The organism is Gordonia cholesterolivorans (assembly GCF_039531975.1).
Classification (GTDB): Bacteria; Actinomycetota; Actinomycetes; order Mycobacteriales; family Mycobacteriaceae; genus Gordonia; species Gordonia sihwensis.
The window spans coordinates 259,606-273,839 of the sequence record NZ_BAAARB010000002.1 but is presented as its reverse complement, the minus strand read 5'-3'; the positions used below and the strand labels follow the sequence as shown (position 1 = coordinate 273,839).

General features: G+C 70.1%; 10 protein-coding genes. 6 read left to right on the top strand and 4 right to left on the bottom strand.

The genetic code is table 11. The features are described from left to right. Positions 1 to 79 precede the first annotated feature (79 nt). The 6 genes from ABFX36_RS02955 to gluQRS all read left to right on the top strand — a co-directional run bounded on the left by ABFX36_RS02955 (position 80) and on the right by gluQRS (position 9,886). Positions 80 to 3,595: an indolepyruvate ferredoxin oxidoreductase family protein gene (locus ABFX36_RS02955; RefSeq protein ID WP_346074822.1), complete on the top strand. Its 3,516-nt coding sequence runs from the start codon at positions 80 to 82 to the stop codon at positions 3,593 to 3,595. Positions 3,596 to 3,632: 37 nt separating this feature from the next. Further along, positions 3,633 to 4,730, top strand: a complete 1,098-nt coding sequence (locus ABFX36_RS02950; RefSeq protein WP_346074820.1) for a Glu/Leu/Phe/Val family dehydrogenase — start codon at positions 3,633 to 3,635, stop codon at positions 4,728 to 4,730. A gap of 58 nt (positions 4,731 to 4,788) precedes the next feature. After that, positions 4,789 to 6,759, top strand: a complete 1,971-nt coding sequence (locus tag ABFX36_RS02945) for an alkaline phosphatase family protein (RefSeq protein ID WP_346074818.1) — start codon at positions 4,789 to 4,791, stop codon at positions 6,757 to 6,759. A 96-nt stretch (positions 6,760 to 6,855) separates the two neighbouring features. Next, positions 6,856 to 7,479 (top strand): PadR family transcriptional regulator, encoded by a 624-nt coding sequence (locus ABFX36_RS02940; protein ID WP_006897424.1) that lies wholly within the window; start codon positions 6,856 to 6,858, stop codon positions 7,477 to 7,479. Continuing rightward, positions 7,476 to 8,978 (top strand): DHA2 family efflux MFS transporter permease subunit, encoded by a 1,503-nt coding sequence (locus ABFX36_RS02935; protein ID WP_006897425.1) that lies wholly within the window; start codon positions 7,476 to 7,478, stop codon positions 8,976 to 8,978. The genes ABFX36_RS02940 and ABFX36_RS02935 overlap by 4 nt, the downstream gene beginning before the upstream one ends. A gap of 2 nt (positions 8,979 to 8,980) precedes the next feature. Beyond that, positions 8,981 to 9,886, top strand: a complete 906-nt coding sequence (gene gluQRS / locus ABFX36_RS02930) for a tRNA glutamyl-Q(34) synthetase GluQRS (RefSeq protein WP_346074814.1) — start codon at positions 8,981 to 8,983, stop codon at positions 9,884 to 9,886. A 95-nt stretch (positions 9,887 to 9,981) separates the two neighbouring features. On the opposite strand, the gene ABFX36_RS02925 is transcribed toward gluQRS, so the two are convergent. From ABFX36_RS02925 to ABFX36_RS02910, 4 genes are all read right to left on the bottom strand, one after another. Further along, positions 9,982 to 11,814 carry a phosphoenolpyruvate carboxykinase (GTP) gene (locus tag ABFX36_RS02925; RefSeq protein WP_006897427.1) on the bottom strand — a complete coding sequence of 611 codons (1,833 nt, stop codon included), beginning with the start codon at positions 11,812 to 11,814 and terminating at the stop codon, positions 9,982 to 9,984. Between the two features lie 119 nt (positions 11,815 to 11,933). Further along, on the bottom strand, positions 11,934 to 12,317 hold the full coding sequence (locus tag ABFX36_RS02920; protein WP_346074812.1) for a DUF6802 family protein: 384 nt from the start codon (positions 12,315 to 12,317) through the stop codon (positions 11,934 to 11,936). Between the two features lie 8 nt (positions 12,318 to 12,325). Continuing rightward, on the bottom strand, positions 12,326 to 13,456 hold the full coding sequence (locus tag ABFX36_RS02915) for a hypothetical protein (protein ID WP_346074810.1): 1,131 nt from the start codon (positions 13,454 to 13,456) through the stop codon (positions 12,326 to 12,328). Beyond that, on the bottom strand, positions 13,453 to 14,229 hold the full coding sequence (locus ABFX36_RS02910) for a hypothetical protein (protein ID WP_346074808.1): 777 nt from the start codon (positions 14,227 to 14,229) through the stop codon (positions 13,453 to 13,455). Before ABFX36_RS02910 ends, ABFX36_RS02915 begins: the two co-directional genes overlap by 4 nt. Between the last annotated feature and the right edge of the window lie 5 nt (positions 14,230 to 14,234).

The following is a 14,234-nucleotide window of genomic DNA, read 5'->3' as shown; positions in this document are numbered from 1 at the left end:
CTTGCCACCCGATGGCCACCATTTAAGCATCATCCGGTGATCCGCCTCACAGATGCGGACCGACAGATTGGTGGCCCATATGACCTCCGTCGCCGAACCGCAGGCACCGACGTTCGATCTGGCAGACAAGTACCGCCCCAATTCGGGACCGGTCCTGCTGACGGGCGTCCAGGCCGTGGCACGCATGCTGATCGAGAACCACGAACGCGAGCGCCGCGCCGGCCGCGACGTCGCCGCCTTCGTCTCCGGCTATCAGGGCAGCCCGCTGGCCGCGGTCGACAAGGTCTTCGGCGAGGTACCCGATCTCGCCGGGCACGGAATCCGGTTCGTCCCCGGCCTGAACGAAGAACTCGGCGCGACCGCCGTCTGGGGCAGCCAGCAGGAGCTGCCGAAGGGCAAGCGGACCCACGACGGCGTGGTCGGCGTCTGGTTCGGCAAGGGCCCCGGTCTCGACCGCGCGAGTGATGCCTTCCGCCACGCCGCGATGTACGGCGCGCACCCGAAGGGCGGAGCCCTGGCGATGGTCGGCGACGACCCGGCCGCCAAATCGTCCACCGTGCCGGCCGCCAGTGAACGTTCCCTGGCCGCGCTCTCGATGCCGGTCCTGTTCCCGCGCAACGCCGAGGAGATCATCTCGTTCGGCATGTTCGGCATCGAACTCTCGCGCGCCACCGGCTGCTGGCCCGCGATGAAGCTCGTCGCCGATGTGTGCGACGGCCTGTGGACCCTGAACCGCGACTTCGCGGACCTGCACATCGAGGTTCCCGACCTGGAGTGGGAGGGCCGCCCCTGGACGTACCGCCAGCGCGTCATGGCGGCGCCGCCCGACAGCGTCCTGGCCGAGGCCGACCTGTACGGCCCGCGCTGGGCGATGGTCGAGAAGATGACCACCGCGAACGACATCGACCGCATCGAGGTCGATCCGGCGCACGCCTGGCTCGGCATCGTCGCCGTCGGCACCGCGTACGACTCCGTCCGCGAGGCACTCGGCGAACTCGGACTCACCGAGGACGACCTCCTCCACGCCGGCATCCGCATCCTGCGCGTGGGCATGCCCTACCCGCTCGGCTCGGAGAAGGTGCGTCGACTGGCCGACGGCGTCGAGAGCGTTCTCGTGATCGAGGACAAGACCTCGTTCGTCGAGTCCCAGGTGATCGACATCCTCTACGGCCGAGCCGACGCGCCCCGGATCCTCGGCAAGCGCGACGCCGACCGCCGGCCGCTGGTGCCCGCCGACGGCGAGCTCACCGCCGCCCGTCTTCTCGCGCCGCTGCGCCGGGTGCTCGCCGGGCGCGTCGCGATCACCGTGCCGAAGCCGGCACCGCCGAAGCTGACTCTCCTCGACACCAAGCGCACGGCCTACTTCTGCTCGGGCTGCCCGCACAACCGCTCCACCGCGGTGCCCGACGGCTCCCTCGCGGGTGGCGGCATCGGCTGCCACACCCTCGTCACCATGAGTTCGCGTACCGACTCCCAGGTCACCGGCCTCACGCAGATGGGCGGCGAAGGCGCACAGTGGATCGGCCAAGCGCCGTACACCGACGTCGAGCACATCTTCCAGAACGTCGGCGACGGCACGTACTTCCACTCCGGCCAGCTCGCGGTCCAGGCGTGTGTGGCCGCCGGGGTCAACATCACGTACAAGATCCTGTTCAACGCGGCCGTCGCGATGACCGGCGCGCAGGACGCCGAGGGCGGTCTCACCGTCGGACAGCTGACGCACAAGCTGCGTGCCGAGGGCGTCGCCAAGATCATCGTGTGCGCGGAGGATCCGTCTCGCCACCCGAAGGGCTCGCTCGCCGCGGGCACGCTCCTGTGGGACCGCGACCGGCTCGACGAGGCCCAGCGACTGCTGCGCGAGGTCAAGGGCGTCACCGTCCTGATCTACGACCAGCAGTGCGCGGCCGAGGCGCGCCGCAAGCGCAAGCGCGGGACCCTGCCGACGCGTCGCACCCGCGTCATCATCAACGAGGCGGTCTGCGAGGGCTGCGGCGACTGCGGCGTGAAGTCGAACTGCCTGTCGGTGCAGCCGGTGGACACCGAGTTCGGCCGCAAGACCCGGATCGACCAGACCAGCTGCAACACCGACTACAGCTGCCTCGACGGCGACTGCCCGTCGTTCGTCACCGTCGAACTGCCCGAGGACGGCGCGGGGGCGAAGGCGCCGAGCAAGCCGGCGCCGGTGCCGCCGGCGGTCGCCGACCCCGAGGTCGACACCCTGCGCGGCACGCACAACATCTTCCTCGCGGGTATCGGCGGCACCGGCATCGTGACCGTCAACCAGGTGCTCGGCACCGCCGCCCTGCGCGCCGGGCTCCACGTGGAGGGCCTGGACCAGACCGGCCTGAGTCAGAAGGCCGGTCCGGTCACCTCGCACCTGCGGCTCAGTGACGACACCGCGTCCAACGGAACGGCCCGGACGACTGCCGGCGCGGGATCGAACCGGATCAGCCCGGCCTCGGCCGACTGCGTCCTGGCGTTCGATCTGCTCACCGCCGCCGACGCGAAGCACGTGGGCGTCGGCGACGCCGAGCGCACCCTGACGGTGGCCTCCACCAGCGCGGTCGCGACCGGTGAGATGGTCTACGACCGCAACGTCGCCTACCCCGAGGACGACACGCTGCTGCGCCGCGTCTCCGACCACGCGCGACGAGTGGTCTCGTTCGACGCGCTGAGCGCGGCCGAGGCGATCTTCGGCCACACCGCGGCGGCGAACTTCCTGCTGGTGGGCGCCGCCTACCAGGCGGGTGCCCTGCCGATCCCGGCCGCCTCGATCGAAGAGGCGATCGCGGTCAACGGCGTCGCGGTGAAGGCCAATCAGACGGCCTTCCGCTGGGGCCGGGTGGCCGTCGCCGATCCGGAGGCGTTCGCCGCGGCCACCGCGGCCGCCGAGGTGGTCTCGCGCAGCGACACCGTGGTGCCCACGCATCTGTTCACCCGCACCACGCTCACCGGGACCGTCCTCGAACTGGTTCAGCGGCGCGCGGCGCAGCTGATGGCGCATTCCGGAGAGCGGGCCGCCGCTCGGTACGTCCGGGATGTGGAGCTGGTGTGGCAGCGTGAGCGGGCGGTCACCGACAGCACCGAGCTGTCGGCCGCCGTCGCCGAGAACCTGCATCGCCTGACCGCCTACAAGGACGAGTACGAGGTGGCGCGCATGCTCACCGACCAGGCGTTCATCGACTCGGTCGCCGCCGAGATCCCCGGTGCCACCGGCCTCACCTACAAGCTGCATCCGCCGGTGCTGCGCGCCATGGGCCGCGAGAAGAAGATCGGTCTCGGTCCGCGCTCGCACGTCGCGCTCCGCGTGCTCGCCAAGGGCAAGTTCCTGCGCGGCACCAAGCTCGACCCGTTCGGCTACGCCGAGGTGCGCAAGATCGAGCGCCGCCTGCTCGCGCACTACCGCGATCTGGTGACCGACCTGGTCGCCGGCCTCACCGCCGCTCAGTTCGACGAGCAGCGGTACGCGGCCGCCGTCGACGTGGCCCGCGCCCCCGAACTGATGGTCGGCTACGAGGACGTCAAGCTCCGCAACATCGACCGCTACCGCGCCCGTCTCGCCGAACTCGGCGTCGACACCACCCCCATCCGCTGAAAACCGACCGTCTCAACCGCCCCCCGGAGGAACCACCATGACCACTGCGCACTCATCGTCGGAAGCCACTCGCGTCCTCGCCCAGACCAGCGTCTTCTCGCACCCGGACATGTCGATCGATCCCCCGCACGAGCAAGTGGTGTTCTGCCGCGACGCCGAGACCGGACTGCGCGCGATCATCGCGGTGCACAACACCGCCCTCGGGCCGGCGCTCGGCGGAACGCGCATGTATCCCTACGCCGCGGAAGCCGATGCGGTCGGCGACGTGTTGCGGCTCTCGCGCGGAATGACCTTCAAATCGGCCGCGGCCGGACTCGACCTGGGTGGCGGGAAGGCGGTCATCATCGGCGACCCCGCGGTGCACAAGACGCCGGATCTGCTCCGCGCCTACGGCCGGTTCGTCGACACCCTCGGCGGGCGCTACATCACCGCCGGCGATGTCGGCACCACCTCCGACGACATGGACCTGATCGGCGAGGGCACCTCGTATGTGGCGTCGAAGACCGTCGCGGGCGGCGGTTGGGGCGACACCGCGCCGATGACGGCTCTCGGAGTCTTCTACTCACTGCTGGCGGCCGCCGAACGCGTGTGGGGTTCGGCTGATCTCACCGGCCGAACGGTCGGCGTGGAGGGCGTCGGCAAGGTCGGCGTCCAGCTGGCCGACCTGCTGACAGGTGCCGGAGCGACCGTGTTGGCGGCCGATCCGTACGCTCCCGCCCGCGAGGCCTTCGCCGCCCGCTTCGCGCAGGCGCGCATCGTCGACGACGTCCGTTCGGCGCAGCTCGACGTGTACGCGCCGTGCGCGATGGGCGGCACCGTCACCGAGACGCTCGCAGGCGAGACCGCCGCGGCGATCATCTGCGGCGCGGCGAACAACCAGCTGACCAGCCCGTCGGTTGAGCAGGTTCTCGGCGCACGCGGCGTCACCTGGGTTCCCGACTACATCGCCAACGCGGGCGGCGTGATCCAGGCCTTCGGCGAGCAGCAGAACTGGACCCGCGACCGCGCCCAGGAGAAGGTGGAGGCGCTGCGCGACCGTGCGGGCCACGTCCTGGACACCGCGGCATCGAAGAAGATCACCTGCGGCGACGCCGCCCGGCTGATCGTCGCCGAACGGCTGTCGCAGGCACGGTAGTGCCGTGCTCCCGTAACGGGAGCCGGGAGGAGACGCCGGGCGATACACTTGCGCACTCATGGCGACTCCTCCCGAACGGATCTCCGAGTACTCCCGCAGGCACTTCCTGGGCCTGACCGCGAGCGCGGCCGGAATCGCAAGCGCCGCAACGCTTCTTCCTCCTTCGTTGGTGTCGGCAGCGGCACAGGACCGGCCTGCGGGATCGCTCGAGGATGTCGAGCACATCGTCGTCCTGATGCAGGAGAACCGTTCCTTCGACCACTATTTCGGGACGATGCGCGGGGTCCGCGGCTTCGCCGACAATTCGGCGAAGCCGGGGGTCTTCCTGCAGAGCGGCGTCCACCCGTTCCTCGCCCGCGAGGCCGCCAATCGCGGCTCCCTGTCGGTGGAGTACCTCGCATCTCTGCCTCACGAGTGGGCCGACGGACAGCAGGCCCTGGCCGGCGGGCGGTGCGACGGCTGGGTCGCGGCGAAGGGCAAGGCCACGATGGCCTGCTACGACCGCCGCGACATCCCGTTCCACCACGCGCTGGCCGAGACGTTCACCGTGTGCGACGGCTACTTCGCATCGTCGCCGACCGGGACCGGCACCAACCGCAACTACCTGTTCTCCGGCACCAGCGGATTCGAACCGTGGGGCGCGAGGTCGGTGGGCAACGAGATGTACGCACCCGTCCATCCCGGTCTCACCTGGGAGACGTACGCCGAGTCGCTGCACCGCGAGGGCGTCGACTGGCGCGTGTACCAGGAATGGGACAACTTCACCGACAACAACCTCGACTTCTTCGCGCACTTCCGAGGCATAGGACGCGACGCCGTCGCGCGCGCCGGACAACCCGGAGTGGATCTCACCGGTTTTTACACTCTGCTGATCGAGACCGGGGCCAAGGACGCGCACGGCAACGTGGTCCCGTCGGCGGATCAACGCTCCCGGGCACGGGCGGTGCATCGGGCCGCCCGCGGCCTCGGCGAACAGGCCGCAGAGCTCTACGATCGCGCGCTGTATCGCAGCGAACCGGGCACTCTGGTCCCGCGCTTCCGCCGGGACGTCGAGAGCGGGCGACTCCCGGCGGTGTCGTGGATCGTCACCTCCGAGGCCGACTCCGAACACCCCCGCAGTTCATCGCCGGTCCAATCGGCGGGCATCACCTACCGACTGCTCGACGCGCTGGCGTCGAACCCGGAGGTATGGCGCAAGACGGTGGTGCTGCTCAACTACGACGAGTTCGACGGCTACTTCGATCACGTGGTTCCGCCGCTGCCGCCGGTCGGGGAGGCCGACGAGTGGTGGGAGGGAAAGCCGATGGGGCTCGGATTCCGGGTGCCGATGACCATCGTGTCCCCGTGGACCGTGGGCGGCCGGGTCTGCTCCGAGGTCTTCGACCACACGTCGGTGATCCGGCTCATGGAGGCGGTCACCGGCGTGCGCTGCCCCAACATCTCCGCGTGGCGCCGCGCGGTGTGCGGAGATCTGGTGTCGACCTTCGATTTCGGCCGCACTGACGGACTGCGCGTTCCGGCACAGCCCGCACCGCCGCCACCTTTCCGTCGCCGCTGGACGGCTCGGCCGGGCGGCGCCGCTCCGACGCAGGAGACTGGAACCGCCACGGCGCTGCCCACGCCGTACCGGCTTTCTGCGAACGTGGTCGACGGTGTCCTGGAACTGGTGAACACGGGCCGTCGCGCCGCCGTCTTCGGCGTCTTCGCAGACGGCGACGCCGCTCACCACACGGTGCTCGGACGCCGCCGGGTCCCTCTTCCTCAGCGCGCGCGACGGGTCGTCGTCACCGGTCCCGACCGCTTCCTGCGCGATCTGTCCCTCCGCCCGGGAGGATCGTCGGCGCAGGTGATGCCCGACCACGACCGCGGGCGCCTGTCGGTCGACGGGCGTGACGTCACCGCAACGCGCGTGCACGGCAGCTGGTACGAGGTGACCGTGGTCGGCCCCGAGGGGAGGCAGTACTTCACCGGCCGCCTCGAGAGCGGAGCCGTCACCCGTACGAGTCCCCTGCGCCGCCCGCCCGGCTAGTCGAACCGTCGAGACAGCCTCCACCGCCCACACCCGATTGACCGACACCACCCAGCGTCATATAGTCCACATGGACTAATTGATCTGGAGCATTCGATGTCGGCTGAACAACCGCGGCTCACGCCGCTCGGTGTGATGGTCCTCGCGCTGCTGCGCGAGGGCGCCATGCACCCGTACGAGATGGTCCGCCTGCTCAGACAACGGCGCGACGACCGCATGGTGTCGATCACGAACGGCACGCTGTACCACACCGTGGACCGGCTGAATCAGCAAGAACTCCTGGTCGAAGTCGGAGTGGACCGCGAGGGCAACCGCCCCGAGCGGACCACGTACCGACTCACCGACGCCGGGCGCGACGCGGTCACCGAGTGGGTTCGCCGAGAGCTGCCCCGGAACGACCGCACGGCGCAATTCCGGGTCGCCCTCGCCGAGGCCCACAACCTCGACCGCGACGAGGTGATCGCTCTCCTGACGCTGCGGCGCGAGGGGCTCGCCGCCGATCTCGAGGTCCACCGCCGAGGCCTGAGCGATGCCACCGGCCGCGGTGTGCAACCGCAGTTCCTCATCGAAGTGGATCGTCAGGCCGATCTGATCGAGACCGATCTCCGCTGGACCGACCGCCTGCTCCAACGCCTCGCCGATCCCGACTACGCGTGGGGCGTCGACTCCGCGACATCACCGACACCCGTGCTCCGCACCGACTCGAAGGACTCGAAATGACAGTCTCGTCCGGCACCGCCGACTCGCAGCGGAGCCCGTGGCCCGCACTCTGGGCACTGGTGATCGGCTTCTTCATGGTCCTCGTCGACACGACCATCGTGTCGGTCGCGAATCCGGCCATCAAAGAGGCACTCGACCCCGACACCGACAATCTCGACAACGTCGTCTGGGTCACCAGCGCCTACCTGCTCGCCTACGCCGTGCCGCTGCTGATCACCGGGCGGATGGGCGACCGCTTCGGTCCCCGCAATCTCTACCTCATCGGCATCACCGTCTTCACCCTGTCGTCACTGGGCTGCGGTCTGTCGAACTCCCTGGCCATGCTCGTCGCGTTCCGCGCCGTCCAGGGTCTCGGCGCCGCGATGATCACCCCGCAGACCATGGCTGTGATCACCAGGACGTTCCCGGCGCATCAGCGCGGAGCGGCGATGGGTCTGTGGGGTTCGGTGGCGGGTGTGGCGATGCTGGTCGGCCCGCTGGCCGGCGGTCTGCTGGTCGATCACGCCGGTTGGGAGTGGATCTTCATCATCAACGTCCCGGTGGGCGTCATCGGCTTCGCCGCGGCGTGGCGCTTGGTTCCCCGCCTCGAGACCCACCAGCACCGGTTCGACGTCGTCGGCGTGACGATCAGCACGATCGGCCTCTTCCTCATCGTCTTCGGTCTCCAGGAGGGCGAGAAGTACGACTGGGCCGCCTGGGTGTGGACGATGGTGATCGGCGGTGTGGCGATCATGGCGCTGTTCCTCTGGCAGCAATCCCGCACCGCGAGCGAACCGCTGGTTCCGCTGGCACTGTTCCGCGACCGGAACTTCTCCATCTCCAACCTCGGCATCGCCGTCGTCGGCTTCGCGGTCACGAGTATGACGCTCCCGATGATGTTCTACGTCCAGGTGGCACGCGGACTGAGCCCCACGAAGTCGGCGCTGCTGCTGATTCCGATGGCCGTCCTCGCCGGGGTGCTCGCCCCGCTCGCCGGCAAGCTCCTCGACCGGACCGATCCCCGATTCCTGCTGGTACCCGGCCTCGGCCTCTACAGCGTCTCGCTGTTCTGGTATGCGTCGATGATGAACGCGGACACCGCCATTCCGATGTTCCTGCTGCCCGCCGCGCTGATGGGCATCGCCAACGCCGGCATGTGGGGACCGCTGGCGACCACCGCCACCCGCAATCTCCCGCCGCGGCAGGCCGGCGCCGGAGCCGGCATCTACAACACCACTCGACAGATCGGGTCGGTGATCGGGTCGGCCGCCATCGCCGCCGGCATGCAGTCCCGGCTGGAGGCCAACGTGCCCGGCGCGGGCGACACCGGCTCGGTGGGCGTCGGGCAACTGCCGGACTTCCTGGTGGCGCCGTTCTCCACCGCCATGGCGCAGTCGATGCTGCTGCCCGCATCGATCCTGATAGTCGGTGTGGTCGCGGCGCTCTTCCTGGTCCGGCCGGAGAGCACGAGGCCGGGGTACCGGGCGGAGACGACGGCGGCGGTCGACACTACCGTGTAGACATGCTGCCGCCGAGCCCCGCGGGCCGCTTCGCACCGTCGCCGTCGGGCGATCTGCACATCGGAAACCTGCGCACCGCGGTCCTGGCATGGTTGTTCGCCCATGCCACGGGCCGCGGTTTCGCGATCCGGATGGAAGACCTCGACCGCGTCCGGCCGGGATCGGACGTCCGGCAGTTGCGGGATCTCGCGGCGCTCGGCCTCAGCTGGGACGAGCCGGTCGTCTACCAGTCACAGCGGCTCGAGGAGTACCGCGCCGTGGTCGACGAATTGGTGGCCGCCGGACGCACGTTCGAGTGCTACTGCACTCGCCGGGAGATCCTCGAAGCGCCGAGCGCACCGCACGCGCCGCAGGGCGCTTACCCCGGAACGTGCCGCGACCTCAGCGAGGCGCAGCGCGCGCAACGACGGTCGGAGCGGCCCGCCGCGATCCGCCTGCGCGCCGAGGTCTCGTCGTTCACCGTCCACGACCTGCTGTACGGCGAGTTCACCGGCGACGTCGACGACTTCGTCCTGGTCCGGAACGACGGAACCCCGGCGTACAACCTGGCGGTGGTGGTCGACGACGCGGCCACGGGTGTCGACCAGGTGGTCCGCGGCGACGATCTGCTCAGCTCCGCACCCCGGCAGGCCTTCCTCGCGACTCTGCTCGGTCACCGCCCGCCCGAATACGCCCACGTGCCGATGGTCCTCAACCGCTCCGGGGCCCGCCTCGCGAAGCGCAACGGCGCCGTCACCCTGACCGATCTCGCCGGCCACGGGGTGGACGCGGCATCGGCGCTGTCGATGATGGCGGAGTCGCTGGGACTGGCCGCCGCCGGTGAACCGGTCACATTGAGCGTTCTGGCGGAGCGATTCGACCCGTCCACGCTGGTTCGCACACCCTGGGTGTTCGTCCCGCCGGAGTGAACGGCGGTCCCGGCCGCGTTTCCCGGGGCCGACCGCTGCGACGAGAGGCCCGACCGGGCGAACCGGTCGGGCCTCTCGTCAGCGGACTCTGAGCGTCAGCCCAGGCGATCGCGCAGGTGCTTGAGCTGGTCGGCGAGCTCGGCGGGGAGCTTGTCCTTGCCGTCCTCGACGAACTCGAACCACTCCTCGATGGTCGGCAGTTCGTCGCGCCATTCGTCGGCGTTCACCGCGAGTGCCTCGGCGAGATCGGCCTCGGAGACGTCCAGTCCGGTGAGATCGAGCTCGCCCGGCGCCGCGACGATGCCGATCGGGGTCTCGACGCCCTCGACGTTGCCCTCGATGCGATCGACCATCCACTTCAGGACGCGGCTGTTCTCGCCGAAGCCCGGCCACAGGAAGCGGCCGTCCTCGCCGCGGCGGAACCAGTTGACGTAGAACACCGCGGGGAGCTGCGCGCCCTCCTTGCGGCCGATGTTCAGCCAGTGCTTGAAGTAGTCACCGACGTGGTAGCCGAGGAACGGCAGCATCGCCATCGGATCGCGGCGGACGGTGCCCACCTTGCCCTCGGCCGCGGCGGTCTGCTCGGAACCGACGGTCGCGCCCATGAAGACCGCGTGCTCCCAGTCGCGGGCCTGGGTGACCAGCGGCACGGTGGTCTTCCGGCGACCGCCGAAGAGGATCGCCGAGATCGGCACGCCCTGCGGGTCGTCCCACTCGGGAGCCAGCGTCGGGCACTGCGACATCGGGGTGCAGTAGCGCGAGTTCGGGTGGGCGGCGTTGGTCCCGGACTCGGGGGTCCAGTCGTTGCCCTTCCAGTCGATCAGGTGCGCCGGAGTCTCGCCGCCGATGCCCTCCCACCACACGTCGCCGTCGTCGGTGCGCGCGACGTTGGTGTAGATCGTGTTGCCTGCCTCGACGGTCTTCATCGCCGTCGGGTTCGAGTCGTAGCTGGTGCCCGGTGCGACGCCGAAGAAGCCGAACTCCGGATTCACCGCGTACAGCCGGCCGTCCTCGCCGAAGCGCATCCAGGCGATGTCGTCGCCCACGGTCTCCGCACGCCATCCGTCGAGAGTGGGGTGGATCATCGCGAGGTTGGTCTTGCCGCACGCCGACGGGAACGCCGCGGCGACGTAGTAGACCTTGTCCTCGGGGCTGATCAGCTTCAGGATCAGCATGTGCTCGGCCAGCCAGCCCTCGTCGTGCGCCATCGCCGAGGCGATGCGCAGCGCGTAGCACTTCTTGCCCAGCAGCGCGTTGCCGCCGTAGCCCGAGCCGTAGGACCAGATCACCCGGTCCTCGGGGAAGTGGACGATGTACTTCTCGGTGTTGCAGGGCCACGGCACGTCGGTCTGTCCCGGCTCCAGCGGGGCGCCCACCGAGTGCAGGCCCTGGACGAAGAAGCCGTCCTCACCGAGCGCCTCGAGCACCTTGGGGCCGACGCGGGTCATCACGCGCATCGACAGCACGACGTACTCGGAGTCGGTGATCTCGATGCCGAGCTTGGGATCGTCCGATCCGAGGGGACCCATGCAGAACGGGATGACGTACATGGTGCGTCCGCGCATGCAGCCGCGGTACAGCTCCGTCATGGTCGCACGCATCTCGGAGGGCTCCACCCAGTTGTTGGTGGGGCCTGCGGCTTCTTCGGTCTTGCTGCAGATGAAGGTGCGAGATTCGACGCGGGCGACGTCCGCGGGGTCCGAGAGCGCCAGGTACGAGTTGGGCTTGCGCTCGTCGTTCAGCTTGGTGATGGTGCCGGACTCGACGAGTTGCGCAGTGAGGCGATCCCACTCCTCGTCGCTGCCATCCGACCAGACAACTCGGTCGGGCTGCGTCAATTCGGCAACCTCGGCCACCCAGGCGATGAGCCCGGCGTGCTTGGTAGGGGCGCTCCCGGGCTCGACGCCCGGAATTGTCGCAGCGGTCATGCGGATCTCCTCATCGAAAACTCACGGGTGCCTGCGCGCAGTGGCTGTGCGAACGCATACTGGCCCCAGGATACGCCCCATACGCCGTGGACCGAACCCCCGGGCATCGCGACCAGCGGCTATTCGAGTCGGCCCAGCGTCGTCGGACTCCACTCGGCGTCATGCTCGCCCAACGCCCCCGCGTCGACTCGGCAATCTGTTCGCAGAACGGACACCTGGTCCACTCGCCCGTCCCCGTCGGTATCGGCGACGATCGCCGGGGAACCATCGACCTCGCAGGTCAGCGAGTCACGGACACCGTCTCCGTTCGCATCGAACTCCGCGGGCCCGAGGTCCCACAGGGCACCGTCCGAGTACCACCACAGGTGGTCGTGAACATCGACACCCGGCGAGTTCTCAGCGTCGGACATCACATCGAAGCCGGACGGGTGGTGCACCCCTCCCTCCGGGGAGATGAGACCATCCTCACTGTCTCCGGCGAGTCCTCCGGTCAATTCGTCCATCGGTTCCATCAGACGCGAGCGGGTCGCGTCCGGTTCCATACCTCTCTCGTGAACTGAGCTTCGGCCGCGCCGGCCCTGGTGCCGATGCGGTGTTCCATGCCGAGCCGCCTCGACGCGATCACCTCAGCGGCCCACCGTTCCAGCCGCGCGTGATCGGCGGATGCGCGGCGGACGGACACCACCCATGCGGCGAGCGCGACGCCGCCCAGGAGGGTGAGCACGGTCCCGGCGATGCCCAGTCCGGCCCACTGCAGGGTCGGCGCGATCACCATCCGGCCGATTCCGAAGCCCATCGATGCGCCGAGGAGCAGCACCATGACATCCTCGGTGCGGCGACCGCCCTGCGGTCGAGGCACCACCCGCATGCCGTTCCCGAACGGCTCGGGCGGAGACGGCGGAGACGAGCCGCCGGCCAGTCCGCCGACGGCCGCTGCCCGAACCTGATCGAGCCGCTGCGCGAAGTGGTCCATCACCCGGTGTTCGAGCGCGTCGAGCAACGACGGCAGCCAGTCGGTGAAACCGGGAGCGGCGCTGGCGTCCGGCACGCAGCGATGCACATCGGACGTCGCGGCCCGCAACGATTCGATCGCCTCCGCCCTGGAGGCGACGATGCCCGCTCGCAGTCCGGCGAGCCGATCGGCACGGATCAGCGCGACCGACTCCGAGGGCGGCTGCGCCCTCTGTCCGCTCTCGGCCCGCGCGGGAGTCCGGGGAACGGCTTCACCGTCGGCCCGATCGCGGCACCAGCGTGCCAGTTCCGGGACACCCGACGCGGAACCGGACGCGCTCGCGAGCGCCGCGGAGGTCGCGAACACCGGAAGTCCGCGCTGCGGATCCAGGCGGCGCCGCGTCTCGGCCAGCGCTTTCGGCCATGCCGGGAAGGCGTCGACGCGACACGCCACGAGTGCCGTGGGCAGGCCCGCCGCGGCGAGTTCGGCCAGCAGCAGGTCTTCTTCTTCGCACGCCGGCATCGACGAGTCGATCGCCAGCACGGCCGTCCGCGCCCGCGTGGCCTGCGACGCGGCGTCGGCCGGGCTGCCCGCGACGAGGATCTCCTCCTCCCACAGCCCGGCGGCCGCCAGTGCGGCGGCGAGTCCCGCCGGATCGGCTCCGGCGGTTCCGGCGATCAGCAGAGTCATCGGACCCGCTCCCCCGCCAGACGCCGTACGAGCGCGACGCGGTCGAAGCCGCGGGCCGCATGCAGGCGCAGTCCCGAGAGTCTGCGCACCCGGCGGCCGCGCGCGATCTCCGCGGATGCGGCGGCGATCGGCGCGACCAGCGCGTCCAGACCGCTCGCCTGCCGCAGCCGCACCGCCAGCGCCTGCGCGTCCAGGTCGGGGTCGGTCGATACGGCGGCCAGCGACTCCACGAGGCCGGCGCGACCGAGCAATGCGAGGAGCCGCGCTGCGGAGCCCTGGTCGGGCGCGGCTGCGGCGAACGCCGCCGCGGACTCGGGAACGCGGACCCCGGCGGCCGCCCACGACCGCAGAACGTCCACGTCAGCTGAAGTGATCCGCGCCGCGGCCGGCAGTGCGGACACCGGATGCACCGGACAGGCGAGATCCTCGCTCGCGTTCGCGGCGAGCCGGTCGGCGTCGGGCCGGGTGTCGGCCTTCGTGGCGACGACGACCACCGGCACCTCCGCTGCCCGGATCGCGGCGCGATCACAGGCGCGCGCCTGTGCGCCGATGACCCGGATCAGCAGATCCGCGGGGTCGTCGAGGCGCCGGTCGTGATCCGGACCGTCTCCCCGGTCCTGACCGACCGGTCTGGCGACCACGCCGAAGCGCGCGGCGAGCGCGGCGGCCATCGTCGAACTGCCCGCGCCGGGCGCCCCGGAGACGTCGACCACCAATGGTGTGCGTGCGAAGTCCGGCCCGTCGAATGCGAGGCCGCTGAGAATGGGTTCCACCCCGT

What these genes read in the sequence shown, in the direction of transcription:
- ABFX36_RS02955 (WP_346074822.1), top strand. Translation starts at nt 80, where the DNA reads ATGACCTCCGTCGCCGAACCGCAGGCACCGACGTTCGATCTGGCAGAC.
- ABFX36_RS02945 (WP_346074818.1), top strand. Translation starts at nt 4,789, where the DNA reads ATGGCGACTCCTCCCGAACGGATCTCCGAGTACTCCCGCAGGCACTTC.
- gluQRS (WP_346074814.1), top strand. Translation starts at nt 8,981, where the DNA reads ATGCTGCCGCCGAGCCCCGCGGGCCGCTTCGCACCGTCGCCGTCGGGC.
- ABFX36_RS02915 (WP_346074810.1), bottom strand. Translation starts at nt 13,456, where the DNA reads ATGACTCTGCTGATCGCCGGAACCGCCGGAGCCGATCCGGCGGGACTC.
- ABFX36_RS02935 (WP_006897425.1), top strand. Translation starts at nt 7,476, where the DNA reads ATGACAGTCTCGTCCGGCACCGCCGACTCGCAGCGGAGCCCGTGGCCC.
- ABFX36_RS02925 (WP_006897427.1), bottom strand. Translation starts at nt 11,814, where the DNA reads ATGACCGCTGCGACAATTCCGGGCGTCGAGCCCGGGAGCGCCCCTACC.
- ABFX36_RS02920 (WP_346074812.1), bottom strand. Translation starts at nt 12,317, where the DNA reads ATGGACGAATTGACCGGAGGACTCGCCGGAGACAGTGAGGATGGTCTC.
- ABFX36_RS02940 (WP_006897424.1), top strand. Translation starts at nt 6,856, where the DNA reads ATGTCGGCTGAACAACCGCGGCTCACGCCGCTCGGTGTGATGGTCCTC.
- ABFX36_RS02950 (WP_346074820.1), top strand. Translation starts at nt 3,633, where the DNA reads ATGACCACTGCGCACTCATCGTCGGAAGCCACTCGCGTCCTCGCCCAG.